Annotated in this window: 11 protein-coding genes and 1 pseudogene; 4 read left to right on the top strand and 8 right to left on the bottom strand. The window is 62.7% G+C overall.

The annotated features are described in order from the left end of the window. Positions 1–85: 85 nt before the first annotated feature. The 5 genes and pseudogenes from NKH42_RS15635 to NKH42_RS15615 all read right to left on the bottom strand — a co-directional run bounded on the left by NKH42_RS15635 (position 86) and on the right by NKH42_RS15615 (position 5,971). A complete protein-coding gene (locus NKH42_RS15635) occupies positions 86–466 on the bottom strand; it encodes a thiol-disulfide oxidoreductase DCC family protein (RefSeq protein ID WP_352506765.1) in 381 nt (126 codons plus the stop codon). 107 nt (positions 467–573) lie between these two features. Beyond that, positions 574–867 (bottom strand): GYD domain-containing protein, encoded by a 294-nt coding sequence (locus NKH42_RS15630; protein WP_352506764.1) that lies wholly within the window; start codon positions 865–867, stop codon positions 574–576. Positions 868–1,074: 207 nt separating this feature from the next. Then, complete coding sequence (gene rpoD / locus NKH42_RS15625; RefSeq protein ID WP_023678297.1) at positions 1,075–3,096, bottom strand: RNA polymerase sigma factor RpoD; 2,022 nt, start codon at positions 3,094–3,096, stop codon at positions 1,075–1,077. A 374-nt stretch (positions 3,097–3,470) separates the two neighbouring features. Further along, positions 3,471–5,432 (bottom strand): DNA primase, encoded by a 1,962-nt coding sequence (dnaG, locus tag NKH42_RS15620; RefSeq protein ID WP_352506763.1) that lies wholly within the window; start codon positions 5,430–5,432, stop codon positions 3,471–3,473. 156 nt (positions 5,433–5,588) lie between these two features. Next, positions 5,589–5,971: pseudogene (locus NKH42_RS15615) on the bottom strand (RcnB family protein). 378 nt (positions 5,972–6,349) lie between these two features. Here NKH42_RS15615 and NKH42_RS15610 point away from each other — a divergent pair. The 3 genes from NKH42_RS15610 to NKH42_RS15600 all read left to right on the top strand — a co-directional run bounded on the left by NKH42_RS15610 (position 6,350) and on the right by NKH42_RS15600 (position 9,669). Then, positions 6,350–8,014: a Na/Pi cotransporter family protein gene (locus tag NKH42_RS15610; RefSeq protein WP_352506762.1), complete on the top strand. Its 1,665-nt coding sequence runs from the start codon at positions 6,350–6,352 to the stop codon at positions 8,012–8,014. 135 nt (positions 8,015–8,149) lie between these two features. Further along, entirely contained in the window at positions 8,150–8,359 is a 210-nt protein-coding gene (locus NKH42_RS15605) for a DUF2061 domain-containing protein (RefSeq protein ID WP_023678301.1), read from the top strand. Between the two features lie 128 nt (positions 8,360–8,487). Beyond that, complete coding sequence (locus tag NKH42_RS15600; protein WP_254820371.1) at positions 8,488–9,669, top strand: MFS transporter; 1,182 nt, start codon at positions 8,488–8,490, stop codon at positions 9,667–9,669. Between the two features lie 2 nt (positions 9,670–9,671). Here NKH42_RS15600 and NKH42_RS15595 read toward each other — a convergent pair whose 3' ends face one another. Next, on the bottom strand, positions 9,672–10,229 hold the full coding sequence (locus tag NKH42_RS15595) for a GNAT family N-acetyltransferase (protein ID WP_352506761.1): 558 nt from the start codon (positions 10,227–10,229) through the stop codon (positions 9,672–9,674). A 56-nt stretch (positions 10,230–10,285) separates the two neighbouring features. Further along, complete coding sequence (locus tag NKH42_RS15590; protein ID WP_352506760.1) at positions 10,286–10,735, bottom strand: GatB/YqeY domain-containing protein; 450 nt, start codon at positions 10,733–10,735, stop codon at positions 10,286–10,288. A gap of 327 nt (positions 10,736–11,062) precedes the next feature. On the opposite strand from NKH42_RS15590, the gene carA reads away from it, so the two are divergent. After that, positions 11,063–12,271 (top strand): glutamine-hydrolyzing carbamoyl-phosphate synthase small subunit, encoded by a 1,209-nt coding sequence (gene carA, locus NKH42_RS15585; RefSeq protein WP_352506809.1) that lies wholly within the window; start codon positions 11,063–11,065, stop codon positions 12,269–12,271. A 55-nt stretch (positions 12,272–12,326) separates the two neighbouring features. Here carA and NKH42_RS15580 read toward each other — a convergent pair whose 3' ends face one another. Beyond that, positions 12,327–13,595 (bottom strand): TCR/Tet family MFS transporter, encoded by a 1,269-nt coding sequence (locus NKH42_RS15580; RefSeq protein WP_352506759.1) that lies wholly within the window; start codon positions 13,593–13,595, stop codon positions 12,327–12,329. Positions 13,596–13,610 lie beyond the last annotated feature (15 nt).

Below are 13,610 nucleotides of genomic sequence, written 5' to 3'. Positions count from 1 at the left end.
GCGCCGCATCGTTGGCTGGCTTCGCGACCCCGCGGCTTGATAGCGGGGCATGCGAAACGCTCGGTGCGGGAGGAATGGATACCTGTTACCAGCGGCCTTTGCGCCGGTTCCAGGCATAGAGCAGATCGGCGAAACGATCATAGGCATAGCGCGTCAACGGCAGTGCGGCGGGATTGCCGAACAGCGTCGCCAACCAGCCCTCGCCCGGCGTTATCAGCCACACCGCAACTGCAACATCGGCGCCGACCAGCAATTTGCCACCGGCGTCGGTCGCATGCAGCCGACGCCGGATATCCTCCAGCCTGATGCCGTAGCGGGCCAACGCCGTCGGTTCGGCATTGATGTCGCGAAATTCGATCCGCCCGGCCTTGACCGCCTCGACCAGCCGCCGCTTCTGCCGGCTGATGCCGGCATCACAGACCGGACAGCGCGTATTATACCAGACGGTCAGCAGAGGCTTGCTCATGTTTCGAGACGGCACCAGAGGGACGCGCACCGACTATCCGGCAAACGCCATTGCGCCGCAACGCAACACGACAGCCGCGGAATGGCCGGCTAGGCCTGGAGCGCAACTTACCCGAGCGAGGTGATGATCTCGCGATAGGCATCCTCCGGGAAAGCCTTGAGTATCCGCGTCCTGACGTTTCCGGCCGTCGCCAGCATCAGCGAGAAACGAGCCAGGACGGCATCGTCGGGCGCTTCGAGCACGGCCACCATGTCGCAATCCCCCATGGTAAGATAAAATGCCTTGAAGGACCCGCCCATGTCTCCCAGCAGCTTCTTGGCGGCATCGAGCCGCTTCGGCGATTCGCGCACGTTTTTGGCGCCTTGCTCCGTCCAGTTGATCAGCACGATGTAAGTTGTCATGGCACACCTCCCTCCGGTGCCACGGAGCACGGCGTCCAACCGCCGGGGCGGGCATCCGGGTTTGTCGCCCAGAGAATGCGTCCGTCGCGGAATTATCCTCTCGTAGGGCACGACCCGCAAGAGCGGCGCGTTCAAACGTGATCGCATGTGCCCAAACGGAAAAGGGCGCCACCGGCGCCCTTGAAACTGCTTATCCGTCACCCGGCCTCAGCTGTCGAGGAAGCTCCGCAGCTTGCGCGACCGGCTCGGGTGTTTGAGCTTGCGCAGCGCCTTGGCTTCGATCTGGCGGATGCGCTCGCGGGTGACCGAGAATTGCTGGCCGACCTCTTCAAGCGTGTGGTCGGTGTTCATGCCGATGCCGAAGCGCATTCTGAGCACGCGCTCTTCGCGCGGCGTCAGCGAGGCCAATACACGCGTCGTCGTCTCGCGCAAATTGGCCTGGATCGCCGCGTCAATCGGCAGGATCGCCATCTTGTCCTCGATGAAGTCGCCCAGATGCGAATCCTCCTCGTCGCCGACCGGCGTTTCGAGCGAGATCGGCTCCTTGGCGATCTTCAGCACCTTGCGCACTTTTTCCAGCGGCATGGCGAGCTTTTCCGCCAGCTCTTCCGGCGTCGGCTCACGGCCGATCTCATGCAGCATCTGGCGCGAGGTGCGCACGATTTTGTTGATCGTTTCGATCATGTGCACCGGAATGCGGATGGTGCGCGCCTGGTCGGCGATAGAACGGGTGATCGCCTGCCGGATCCACCACGTCGCGTAGGTCGAGAACTTGTAGCCGCGGCGGTATTCGAATTTGTCGACCGCCTTCATCAGGCCGATATTGCCCTCCTGGATCAGATCGAGGAACTGCAGGCCGCGATTGGTGTATTTCTTGGCGATGGAAATGACGAGGCGCAGATTGGCCTCGACCATTTCCTTCTTGGCGATCGCGGCTTCGCGCTCGCCCTTCTGCACCTGGTTGACGATCTTGCGGAATTCCTGGATCGAAATCGCCGTCTCGGTGGCGAGGTTCTGGATCTCGGCGCGCAGGTCGCGGATGGCGTCCTTCTCGTTCTTGGTGAATTCCTTCCAGCCGCGTGAAGTCAAATTGCCGATCGAGCGAGTCCAGTTGGGATCGAGCTCCGAGCCCTGATATTCTTTGAGGAATTCCTCGCGGCGCACACCATAGCTTTCGGCCAGCCTGAGCAGCTTGCCTTCGTTCTGCACTAGGCGCTTGTTGATGTCGTAGAGCTGCTCGACCAGCGCCTCGATGCGCGCCGTGTTCAAGGACAGCGACTTCACCGCCTTGATCAGTTGGTCCTTCAATTCCTTCAGCCGGCGGTCCTGACTGGGCGACAGCGTGCCGGCGGCAGCCAGCCGGTTCTCGACCTGCTGGTCCTGCAGCTTGCGCAGTTTCTTGTAGGTGTCGGCAATGACGTCGAGCGTCTCCATCACCTGCGGGCGCAGTTCGGCTTCCATCGCCGCAAGCGACAGGCTCGCCTCGTCATCGTCTTCCTCGTCATCGTCCACCAGGCCACGGGTGTCGCCGCCGACGTTGGTGATGTCGTCCTCGTCCTCGCGCGAACGGCGCGACTTTTCCTCGGTCTTGGCTTCCTCGATACGCTCGACAACCGGCGCCTGCTTGGCCTCCGGCCCGGCATAGGTCGCCTCGAGGTCGATGATCTCGCGCAGCAGGATCTTCGATTCGTTGAGCTCGTCACGCCAGATGATGATGGCCTGGAAGGTCAGCGGGCTTTCGCACAGGCCCGCGATCATCGTCTCGCGGCCGGCCTCGATGCGCTTGGCGATCGCGATTTCGCCCTCGCGCGACAGAAGCTCGACTGAGCCCATCTCGCGCAGATACATGCGGACCGGATCGTCGGTGCGGTCGGTCGGCTCTTTCTTGGTCGTGGTGGCGGCGACGGCGGTGCCGGTCTGCTCGGCGAGTTCGTTCGCGTCTTCCTCGGCGTCAGCGGCAGTATCGGCGGCTTCGGGCTCCTCGCCCTGCTCGTCGTCCTCGACCACGTTGATGCCCATGTCGGAAAGCATGGCCATCGTGTCCTCGATCTGCTCGGAGGTCACTTCCTCCGAGGGCAGCACCGAATTCAGCTCGTCCATGGTGACATAGCCGCGCTTCTTGGCGGCCTTGATCATCTTCTTGACAGCATCGTCGGAAAGGTCGAGCAGAGGGCCATCGGTCGCGGCCTCGCGTTCGGTCTCGACTTCTTCCTTTTCCTTTGTCGCCATAGTCTTTATTTTCTCCAAGCGGCTGAGTATCAAAGCCGCGTAAGCTGCCGGTCCGGTCAAATTGGATGCGCTCCTTCCAGAACGCGCTTTACCGGGCCAGTAACTGCATCTCTCGTTAAGTCCAGATTAACCCTGATATCTGTGGCAAGCAGACTGCCTGTCCAGTGATCAGTACCTTACATCGCTGCATTCCCGTCGATGCCGGGGCGGGTTAACGTTTCGAATCGACCTGATTCCGCCATTCTGCCGGAAGGTCAAGCGCCTCTCGCATGATTCGCATGAAAAAAGCGAATCAATTACCCGACTTAGAGCACCGCACGCTTGATTCAACGCGCAAGCACGTCCTTACATTTCAGTCTTCTGGAGGCTTCGATCTAAACGCGCCCAGCTCTGCCCGACGATACGCCAAACCCTTCGATCAGCGCTTCCGTTGCCTGCACATCACGAAATTGCGCCTGGATTTCGACCAGGTGCCGGTAATTTTCGTCCGTGGGATCGCTGGCGAGCGCTGCTTCCGCCTGCTTCAGCTCCTTATGTAAGGTGCGCGCGCTGCGCTGCAAGTGGAGAGCTTGGCTGAACGCATCACGAGCATCGTCGAGTGCTGCCGTTTCCAGCGCCGGCCATTGCCGCGCACGTTTGATCAGCGCCACCGCGCGCCGCCAGATCTCACCGCAGCCGGCCCGCTCGATCGTCGCGATTACAGCCTCGCGGTTGTTGGCCATATCGTGCGCCATGGCGTCGAGGATGGCCGCATGCAGCCGCTTCAGATCGGAATTGGCGAGATCGAGGAACTCGACATGGGCGAAATTCTCGTCGATCAGCACGGGATGGTTGACGAGGGCCGCAATGATCGTCGCCTCGCGCACCGACATGCCCTCGCCGCCGCGTTTGACCAGCGCCGAGCGGCCGAGGCTTTCGGTGATCGCGGTGCGCCCACCGGCACCGCCGCCACGTGCAAACTGTCCGCCGGGTGCTGAGACCCTGCCCGGGAAGCGCTCACCGGGCCGTCCGTCCTGACGTCCCTGGCGTCCGCGCTGGGCACCGAAGAAGCTCTGCACGCGCTCGCGCATTTCCTGTTGGTAGTGATAGCGAAGGCTCTCGTCGCGGATGCGGCTGGTCAGTTCGCGGAGCGTCTTTTCGAGCTCCGCCCGCCGTTCCGGCGTATCGAAGATGCCGCCGGCGGTCTCGCGCATCCACAAGAGGTCGGCCAGCGGCCGCGCCTCGGAAAGCACGGCGCGGAACGCATCCGGTCCGTCACCCTTGACCAGATCGTCGGGATCCTTGCCCTCCGGCAGCAGGGCGAACCGCACGGAGCGGCCCGCCTGGACCGCCGGCAGCGCCATGTCGGCGGCGCGCCATGCTGCCTTCAGCCCGGCCTGGTCGCCGTCGAAGCACAGCACCGGCTCGCCGGCCATGCGCCACAGAAGTTCGAGCTGGTTTTCAGTCAATGCGGTGCCGAGCGGCGCCACCACGTTCTCGAAGCCGGCCTGCGCCAGCGCGATCACATCCATGTAGCCCTCTACGGCAATGACCGTGCCGCCCTTGGCCAGCGCTCCCTTTCCGAGCGCTTGGCGCGCACGGGCGAAATTGTAGAGCACGTTGCCCTTGTGGAAGAGCTCCGTGTCGGGCGAGTTCATGTATTTGGCCAGCGCATCCGGCGCCAGTGCCCGCCCGCCGAAGGCGATGATCTTGCCCCTGGAATCCGGGATCGGGAACATGATGCGGTCGCGAAACCAATCATAGGAGACCGGCACGTCGTCGCCATGTCGCACCAGCCCGCACGCCTCTATGTCGGCCTTGGGGACGCCCTTGGCGGCAAGGTGCTCCTTCAGCGCGTTGCGGCTGTCAGGGGCATAGCCGAGGCGGAAAGACTGCTGCGTCGCCGGTGTCAGCCCCCGGTCGCGCAGGTAGGCGCGGGCCTTTGCCCCTTCCGGTCCCTGCAGCCGTTCCTGGAAGAACACCGTCGCCATCTCCATGACATCGGTCAGGCTGGCGCGTTCCTTTTCGCGCCGTTCCTCATCGGCATCGCGAACCGGCATCGGCACGCCGGCCATGTCGGCGATCTTCTCGACGGCCTCGGGAAAGCTCATCCCATCGAGTTCGGTCAAAAACTTGAAATGGTCGCCCGAAACCGAGCAGCCGAAACAGTGATAACGGCCCTTCTTGTCCTCGCAATGGAAGGACGGGCTCTTCTCGCCATGGAACGGACAGCACGCCCAATAATCGCCACGCGGCGCGTTGGTCTTCTTCCTGTCCCACGCGACGCGCTGGCCGATCACCGAAGAAATCGGTACGCGGTCGCGTATCTCGTCGAGGAAAGCAGGCGGAAAGCGCATGGGGACAGCTCGTTTGGCCTTCATATAATCACACGGGCGAAGCCCGACGACTCCTAATGGCGACCATACCCGGTTTTCACAGGTCAAAAAGAGAAGGCGGCCCGCGGACCGCCTTCGTGGTCTAAACCGGCGCAGCGCCGATCAGCCGTTCCGCGCTCACTGCGCGGCGATGGCACCGAAGATCAGGCCGGAGAGAACGCTGACAGCAGATAGTCGTTACCGACCCGGATCCACTCCTGGCCGGGACCCGGACGGCGCAGGCCATAGTGGCGATAATCGCGAATCGGCTGATGACGCTTCCAGCTCGAATATCTCTGGCCGTTGCGCCAATGGCTGCGTCTCACGACGATCTTCTTCTTCACTATGACGCGCTTGTTCACGTCGACATGCTTGTTCACATGCCTGCCGGGCTTCTGCCAGTCGACCTGGCTGTAGTTCGACTGCGGCGCGTTTGGTGTGTTCAGTGGTGCAGCCTGGCCCTGCAAGGCGGTTGCAGCCAGCATCGAGAAGGCAATGGCGGAAAGAACGATACGTTTCATGGCGGGTACTCCTTGGTTGTCGATGCCTCCGGAATAGAGCCGGAAGGATGAACCGAAACTGAATGCATAGATTACGTTTTCGTAATGATTTCCTATATTTAGCACGACTAATTCAGCGATACCTTTAAAGCGACCGTCCGAGAATGGACGCATGACCCTCCGCAACCTCGCAGGCTATGCAACCATTTTGTCAGCCATCCATTTCCGACACGCCCCGTCGCGTGCCAACAGGCGTCCGAACCGGGCAAAATTTATTATTCGGCTAAAATAAATCGGAGTAATATCGACCTCTGCAATGTACACGATTCGCGCCCGCTTTTGCCCCTTCGACTTCACCGCGCCCGCGTCGCCGGCGCCTGTGGCGTTGCGGGGCCTGGCATGAGTGGCTCGGTCGTTTTGCTGCACCTTGCCGGTGCGGTGGCACTGATGCTGTTTGCCACCCGTCTGGTGAAGACCGGCGTCGAGCGCGCCTACGGCGATGTGCTGCGCCACAAACTGCGCGCCACCATGCGCAATCCCTTCATGGCGGTTCTGGCCGGCTGCGGCCTGGCTGTCGCACTGCAAAGCTCGACCGCCGTCACCTTGCTGGTCGGCTCATTCGCCGGCTCCGGTATTGTCAGCGGCATGTCGGGCCAGCTTGCGGTGCGCGGTGCCGAGATCGGCTCGGCGCTGGTGGTCAAGCTGCTTACCTTCGATCTGTCGCTGCTGGTGCCGGTCTGCCTGGTCGCCGGCACGGTCATGTTCATGGCCACAGAGCGGCGCGACTGGCGCCAGTTCGGCCGCATCCTGGTCGGCATCGGCCTGCTGCTTCTGTCGCTGGAGATGATCGGCCAGGCGTCGGAGCCGCTGCGCCAGAGCACGCTGATGCCGCTCATCGTCGATTACTTCTCCGGCGATCCGGTCACCGCCTATCTTCTGGCGGCGTTGGTCACCTGGCTGTTCCATTCCTCGATCGCCGCGGTGCTGCTGATGGTGACGCTCGCCGGTCGCGGTTTCATCCCGCCCGAACTCGGCATCGTGCTGGTGCTCGGCGTCAATCTCGGCTCTTCGATCATCGCGCCGCTTCTAACCCGCAACGCAGAGCCCGGCGTTCGCATCGTGCCGATCGGGAATCTCCTGATGCGCGGTATGGGTTCGCTGATCATGCTGATCCTGTTCCTGACGTTCAAGCCGCGGGTCGCCTTCTTGGGCAGCACCGTGCCCGAGCAGATCGTCAATGCCCACATCGCCTTCAACATCTTGATCCTGATCGCCGGCGTGCCGCTGGCGCGCCTGGTCTATCGCGCCTCGGAAAAGATCGTGGCGCTGGGCACCAAGCCGCAGCCCGCCGACGCGCTCGACGTCGTTGAGCTTTCCGCGCTCAACGAAAGTGCGCTCGACGTGCCGAGCCAGGCATTAGCCAACGCCACCCGCGAGGTGGTGCGGGTCTGCGAAACGGTCGAGATCATGCTGAAACGGATCATCGAGCTCTATGAGAGCGCCGATGCCGACAAGATTGGCGCGCTGGCCGCACTCGACGACCGTGTCGACAGAAAGCACGCGGCGATCAAGCTCTATCTGGCCAGGGTCACCAAGAACCCGCTGAGCGAGGACGAGGCCCTGCGTTGCCAGGAGCTGATCGGCGCCTGCGTCAAGCTGGAGCAGGTCGGCGACATCATCGTGCGCAACATGCTGGTCCACGTGAAGAAGAAATTCGAGCGCGGGCTGGAGTTCACGCCGGAAGGATGGCGTGAGCTTTGCGCCTTCCATGCCTTGGTGCTTGCCAATGCCAGGCTTGCCTTCAACGTGCTGGTGTCTCGCGATCCGGAGACCGCTCGCCAGTTGGTGCTGGAAAAGGACCGGCTGCGCGACCGCGAGAAGGAAACCAGCCAGAGCCATTTCGTGCGGCTGCGCGACGGCACCGCCAAGAGTGTCGAGACCAGTTCCATCCATCTCGACACCATTCGGGACCTCAAGCAGATCAACTCGCTGCTCGCCTCGATGGCCTATCCCGTGCTTGAGGAGCGCGGTCTGCTCACCGGTTCACGGCTGAAGGCTGGATAGATTGCGTCCACAGGCCAGGTAGCTTCAGAACATCGCCTATGAAAATTGCTGTGGGCCAATGCGCAAAAATTATCTTTGCGCGTTTTCCCGTCTGTCGGCTAAAGGATCGTCCCATATCTACCGGGAGGAAAGTCGATGGACACCCATTCTCGCAGTTTCGCCAAGGCGCTTTCCTGGCGCGTCACCGGCACCATCGACACAATGATCATCTCGCTCGTCGTGACCGGAAGCATCAAGCTCGCCGCGGCCATCGGCCTGACCGAGGTCGTCACCAAGTCGCTGCTCTATTATCTTCACGAACGGGCGTGGCTGAAAATTCCTTACGGGAGGAAGGCAGCCGCCTAGCTCTTGCCTCCGCGGCGGGCGCCAGACCGGCGATCAAGAAAAGCTAAAGCGGCGTCGCCAATTTCTGGATTGCCCGCCGCCCTCATCCGTGGTTTGAGGCCAGCTTGTCCGAGGATCTCCTTCGCGCCATGCTGCCCCTCATTGCCCTGTTCATAGCTGCCTTCGCCTTCGGCACCACCGAATTCGTCATCGCCGGCGTGCTGCCGCAGGTGGCGGATGGCCTTGGCGTCGCGATTCCGACCGCCGGCTATCTCGTTTCCGGCTATGCCGGCGGCATTGCAGTCGGCGGCCCGCTGCTGGCGCTCGCCACCAAAAGGTTCTCCCGCAAGGCCCTGCTGCTTGGACTGACTGCAGCCTTCACCATCGGCCAGGCCGCCTGCGCGCTGGCGCCCGACTTCGCCTCGATGCTGCTGTTGCGGATAGCGGTGGCCGTGGCGCATGGCGCCTATTTCGGCGTTGCCATGGTGGTGGCCGTCGGCCTCGTGCGCGAAGACCAGCGCGGCATGGCGGTGGCGCTGATCCTGTCCGGCCTCACCGTATCGAACGTCATCGGCGTTCCGGCCGGCACGGCAATCGGCAACATCTGGGGATGGCGTGCAACATTCTGGGTGATGTGCGCGCTCGGTGTGGTGGCCTTCGCGGCAATCGGCGCCCTGCTGCCGCGCAAGACGGGATCGTCGAGCCCGTCAGTGAGCCTTGGAAGCGAGGTCCGCGTGCTCGCACGTCAGCAGGTCTGGACCTCGCTCATTATCATGCTGATGCTGATGATCGGCCAGTTCGGCCTGTTCACCTATATCACGCCGACGCTGCTTGAGGTCACAGGCCTCGACGAGAAATGGATACCTTGGGTGCTCTTGCTGAACGGGGTCGGCGCAACGATCGGCGTCTTCGTCGGCGGGCGGCTCGCCGACTGGAAGCTGATGCCGTCGCTCATCGCCATGCTTTTCCTGCAGGCGGTGATGCTCGCCTTGATCTATGCCGTCAGTTCTTACCCACTGCCGATGGTGATAGCGATCTTCGTCTGGGGCGGCCTCAACTTCGCCATCGGCACGCCGATCCAGACCCGGATACTGACCTGGACCGCGGATGCCTCCAATCTTGCCTCGTCGCTCATTCCGTCGGGCTTCAATGTCGGCATCGCGCTCGCCGCATCGCTCGGCGCGGCCATGCTCAATGCCGGCTATGGCTATCGCAGCCTGCCGGTGGTTGGCGCGGTCGCCATGCTGGTCGCGGTCGCGGTTGCGCTTGCCTCGCATGTCTGGGAATGGCGAAGCCGGGCTGCGCCGCCGCTGCCGGCTGCCGCCGAATAGGGCTACAGATCGATCCGGTAGCGCAGGCTTTCCGCGCCGCCATAGGCGGCGTCCTCGAAGAAACGTCCGACGAGCCGGCCGCCATTGGCCAGAACGACCTTCTGCGAGGGCACATTGTGAGGCTTGCAGGTGATTTCGACGAAGGGCAGGCCAACAGCCCTCGCCTCCACCAGCATCAGCCGCAGGGCCTCGGTCGCATAGCCGCGTCCCCGTTTCCACGGCACCACCGCATAGCCGATGTGGCCGAGCACATGCGACGGCAGCGCCGCGGTGCCGTGTTGCCAGCGCAAACCGATTGGGCCTGCGACTTCCCCGTCCCAGATCCAGCGCCGGAATCCGGGCAGCCGCGGCACCGTCGAACCGTCGGGCAAGGTGATCGGCGGTCCCTTGCCATCGGAATCGTCGAGATCGCCAAGGAAAGTCGCTGGATCCTTTTCGATAGCCGCAAGCTGCTCGCGCGTCGCCTCGAGCAGCCGCACATTGTCCGGCGACCAGCCGCGCTCGAGAGCCGCCTTGTAGGACGGCAGGTGTTCAAGCGCCGGTTTGACGAGTTCGATCACGGGCGCGAGCTTTTGGCTGCCGGATTGCGGGCGCGACGGCAAGGGCCTTCGGCAGCTTACTGAAGCAGGCTCTTGACGATGCCGCTCGCCTTGGAGAAATCCATCTGACCGGCGTATCTCTCCTTGAGCGCCGCCATCACCTTGCCCATGTCCTTGACGCCGCTGGCGCCGGTCTCGGCAATCGCGGAACGGACGGCGCTTTCCGTCTCAACCTCGCCCAGTTGCGTCGGCAGGAAGTCGCGGATGATGGCCATCTCGTCGCGCTCCTGCGCCGCAAGCTCCGGCCGCTTGCCGTCATCGAACGCCTTGGCCGATTCCTCGCGCTGCTTCACCATCTTGGCCAGGATCTGCAGGATCTCGTCGTCGCTGGCCGGCTCCTTGCCGGCGCCGCGATTGGCGATGTCGCGGTCGTGAATGGCCGCCTGGATCAGCCGCAATGTCGGCAGCCGGCGCTTGTCCTGCGCCTTCATCGCGCTCTTCAGGGATTCGGCGATTTTGCCTCGCATAGTGCTTTCTCCTTCGAATGCGGCGGACAATAGCCGTGCCGAAAGCCCAACGCAAATGCGACACTACCGGCAAATCCTTGATATTGTTCGACGAAATAAATCCGGGCTCGCACTTCCTGGCATCATTGACCGCCTTGGCGCCTTCCCCTATGTACTGGTCCTTGCATGAACTGAATTCTAGTGCACGTCGCCCAAAAGTGCGTAGCTGTTTTGGGGCAACGACATGCACAAGTGAAAACTTAGCGCGCCGAGGCTGTGAGATCGCCGCTTCGCGCTTTTTGTTGCGCCGACTGAGGGCGCACCTTTAGGAGTGCCGCCGTGGCAACGATGACCGCCGCATCGCCCCCCCCTTGGGCCACCGACAAGCCGACTGCCCTGCTGGTGCTGGCCGACGGCACCGTCATCGAGGGCCGCGGTCTGGGCGCCGCCGGCTCCGCCGTCGCCGAGGTCTGCTTCAACACTGCGCTGACCGGCTATCAGGAGATCCTCACCGACCCATCCTATGCCGGCCAGATCGTCACTTTCACCTTTCCGCATATCGGCAATATCGGCACAAACGACGAAGATATCGAGGACCTCAACCCGCTGGCCCGCGCCGGCGCCGTCGGCGCCGTGTTCAAGGCCGACGTCACCAACCCGTCGAATTATCGCGCCGGAACCGGTCTCGACCAGTGGCTGAAGAAGCGCGGCATCGTCGCACTTTCAGGCATCGACACGCGGGCGCTGACCGCGTTGATCCGCGAAAAGGGCATGCCAAATGCCGTCATCGCGCACGCGCCCGACGGTATCTTCGACGTCGATGATCTCAAGCGCCGCGCCGCCGCATGGTCGGGGCTTATCGGGCTTGATCTGGCCAAGGAAGTCACCTCCGGTCAATCCTCGGTCTGGCGCGAGACGCCCTGGGTCTGGAACGAGGGCTTTGGCGAACAGGCTGATCCGTCGATGCACGTCGTTGCCATCGACTACGGGGTCAAGCGCAACATATTGCGCCTGCTGGCCGGCCTCGGCGCCAAGGTAACTGTGGTGCCGGCAAAAACCGGCGCCGAGGAGATCCTGGCGATGCGGCCCGACGGCATTTTTCTATCCAACGGCCCTGGCGATCCGGAAGCAACCGGCGACTACGCCGTGCCGGTCATTCAGGATCTTTTGAAGACCGATATCCCACTGTTCGGCATCTGCCTCGGCCACCAGATGCTGGCGCTGGCGCTGGGCGGCAAGACTGCAAAAATGCATCAGGGCCACCACGGCGCCAATCATCCGGTCAAGGACCACACCACCGGCAAGGTCGAGATCGTCTCGATGAACCATGGCTTTGCCGTCGACGCCGACTCGTTGCCGAGCGGCGTCGAGGAAACCCATGTCTCGCTGTTCGACGGTTCGAATTGCGGCATTGCGCTCACCGGCAGACCGGTCTTCTCGGTCCAGCATCATCCCGAAGCCTCGCCCGGGCCGCAGGATTCGCACTATCTGTTTCGCCGCTTCGTCAATCTGATCCGCGAAAAGCGCGGCGAGCCGGCACTGGCCGAGCGTGTTTAGCGCATTGCGTAAAAACGGATTTGACTGACGGCGCCGGCCGGGCTCCCGGCGCCGATCAAGCCCCGTCCGTCACCGCTTCCTGCGCGTGCATGCGTTTGACTTCCTTCGGCGTCGGCTTGGCCACCTTGGTGACGAAGACGACGAGCGCCAGCGTGAGGAAAATCGCGCCGAGCAGATACGGGGCACCGCCGAAAGCTACGGGCGCGTTCGGCCCCGTGAACCAGGAAAAGATCGCCGTATAAAGCAGCGGTGTGATGATCGAGGTGATCGAGAAGATCGAGGTCATTGCGCCCTGGAGTTCGCCCTGGGCGGAAGGTGGCACCTTGGCGGCCGCAAGGCTTCTGAGCGGCGGGTCGGCCAACGCCTCGAGACACCCGACGACGATCACTGCATAGATCATCCAGCCTTGTGACGCGAAGGCGTAGCCTAAGGCGCTGAGTGCGGTAAATGCCAGACCGATTACCGCCGTCTTCCACTCGCCAAGCTTAGGGATCACGCGCGGCAGGACAGTCGCCATGACGATCGCCCCGCACAGGCCGAAAGCGCCGAGCGAGAAGCCGATCTGTTGTTCGCTCCAGCCATAGCGATAACTGGAGACGAACGACCAGACCGCAGGATACATCATGTGCCCCAGCGTCATCAGAAAGAAGACAAGTCCGATCCAGCCGATACCTTCGTAGTTGCGCATCTGGACGAGCGTGCCGACCGGGTTGGCGCGTTTCCACTCGAAGCGGCGACGGTGCTTGTTATCAAGTGTTTCCGGCAACAGAAACAGCGCGATCAGAAAGTTTGCGAAGGCAAGCCCGGCAGCGAAATAGAACGGCACACGCGGCCCGAACGTGCCGAGCAACCCGCCCAGAACCGGCCCGATGACGAAGCCGACGCCGAAAGCAATGCCGAGCAGCCCGAAATTCTTCGCACGATTTTCGTCGGTCGAGATATCGGCGATGAATGCCGATGTCGTGGAATAACTGGCGCCGGAAATGCCGGCCAGCACGCGGCCGATGAACAGCATCGGATAGGACCAGGCGATAGCGCAGATCAGATTGTCGATAGCGAACGTCAGCACCGAGGCGAGCAGGATAGGCCGCCGTCCGAACCGGTCGCTCAACCCACCCATCACTGGTGCGAAAACGAACTGCATCGCCGCATAGACGAAGAACAGCCAGCCGCCCTCGATAGCCGCCTCGCTGATGCCGACGCCGGTCAATTCCCTGAGATAGGCCGGCAGCACCGGCATAATGATGCCGAAGCCGATGACGTCGAGCAGCAGGGTGGTGAAAACAAGCGCAAGGCCCCGCCTGGCGGTTTTGGGGTCTATCATGATGGTATCTCCTCG

Origin of the sequence: Mesorhizobium sp. M1142, assembly GCF_040318565.1 — a bacterium.
GTDB lineage: Bacteria > Pseudomonadota > Alphaproteobacteria > Rhizobiales > Rhizobiaceae > Mesorhizobium.
This window is presented reverse-complemented; position numbering and strand designations above follow the sequence as displayed.

Bases quoted from the DNA above. Each gene is read 5' to 3' on its own strand.
- rpoD (WP_023678297.1), bottom strand. From the start codon at position 3,096: ATGGCGACAAAGGAAAAGGAAGAAGTCGAGACCGAACGCGAGGCCGCG.
- carA (WP_352506809.1), top strand. From the start codon at position 11,063: ATGACCGCCGCATCGCCCCCCCCTTGGGCCACCGACAAGCCGACTGCC.
- NKH42_RS15630 (WP_352506764.1), bottom strand. From the start codon at position 867: ATGACAACTTACATCGTGCTGATCAACTGGACGGAGCAAGGCGCCAAA.
- NKH42_RS15605 (WP_023678301.1), top strand. From the start codon at position 8,150: ATGGACACCCATTCTCGCAGTTTCGCCAAGGCGCTTTCCTGGCGCGTC.
- NKH42_RS15590 (WP_352506760.1), bottom strand. From the start codon at position 10,735: ATGCGAGGCAAAATCGCCGAATCCCTGAAGAGCGCGATGAAGGCGCAG.
- NKH42_RS15610 (WP_352506762.1), top strand. From the start codon at position 6,350: ATGAGTGGCTCGGTCGTTTTGCTGCACCTTGCCGGTGCGGTGGCACTG.
- NKH42_RS15635 (WP_352506765.1), bottom strand. From the start codon at position 466: ATGAGCAAGCCTCTGCTGACCGTCTGGTATAATACGCGCTGTCCGGTC.
- NKH42_RS15600 (WP_254820371.1), top strand. From the start codon at position 8,488: ATGCTGCCCCTCATTGCCCTGTTCATAGCTGCCTTCGCCTTCGGCACC.
- NKH42_RS15580 (WP_352506759.1), bottom strand. From the start codon at position 13,595: ATGATAGACCCCAAAACCGCCAGGCGGGGCCTTGCGCTTGTTTTCACC.
- dnaG (WP_352506763.1), bottom strand. From the start codon at position 5,432: ATGCGCTTTCCGCCTGCTTTCCTCGACGAGATACGCGACCGCGTACCG.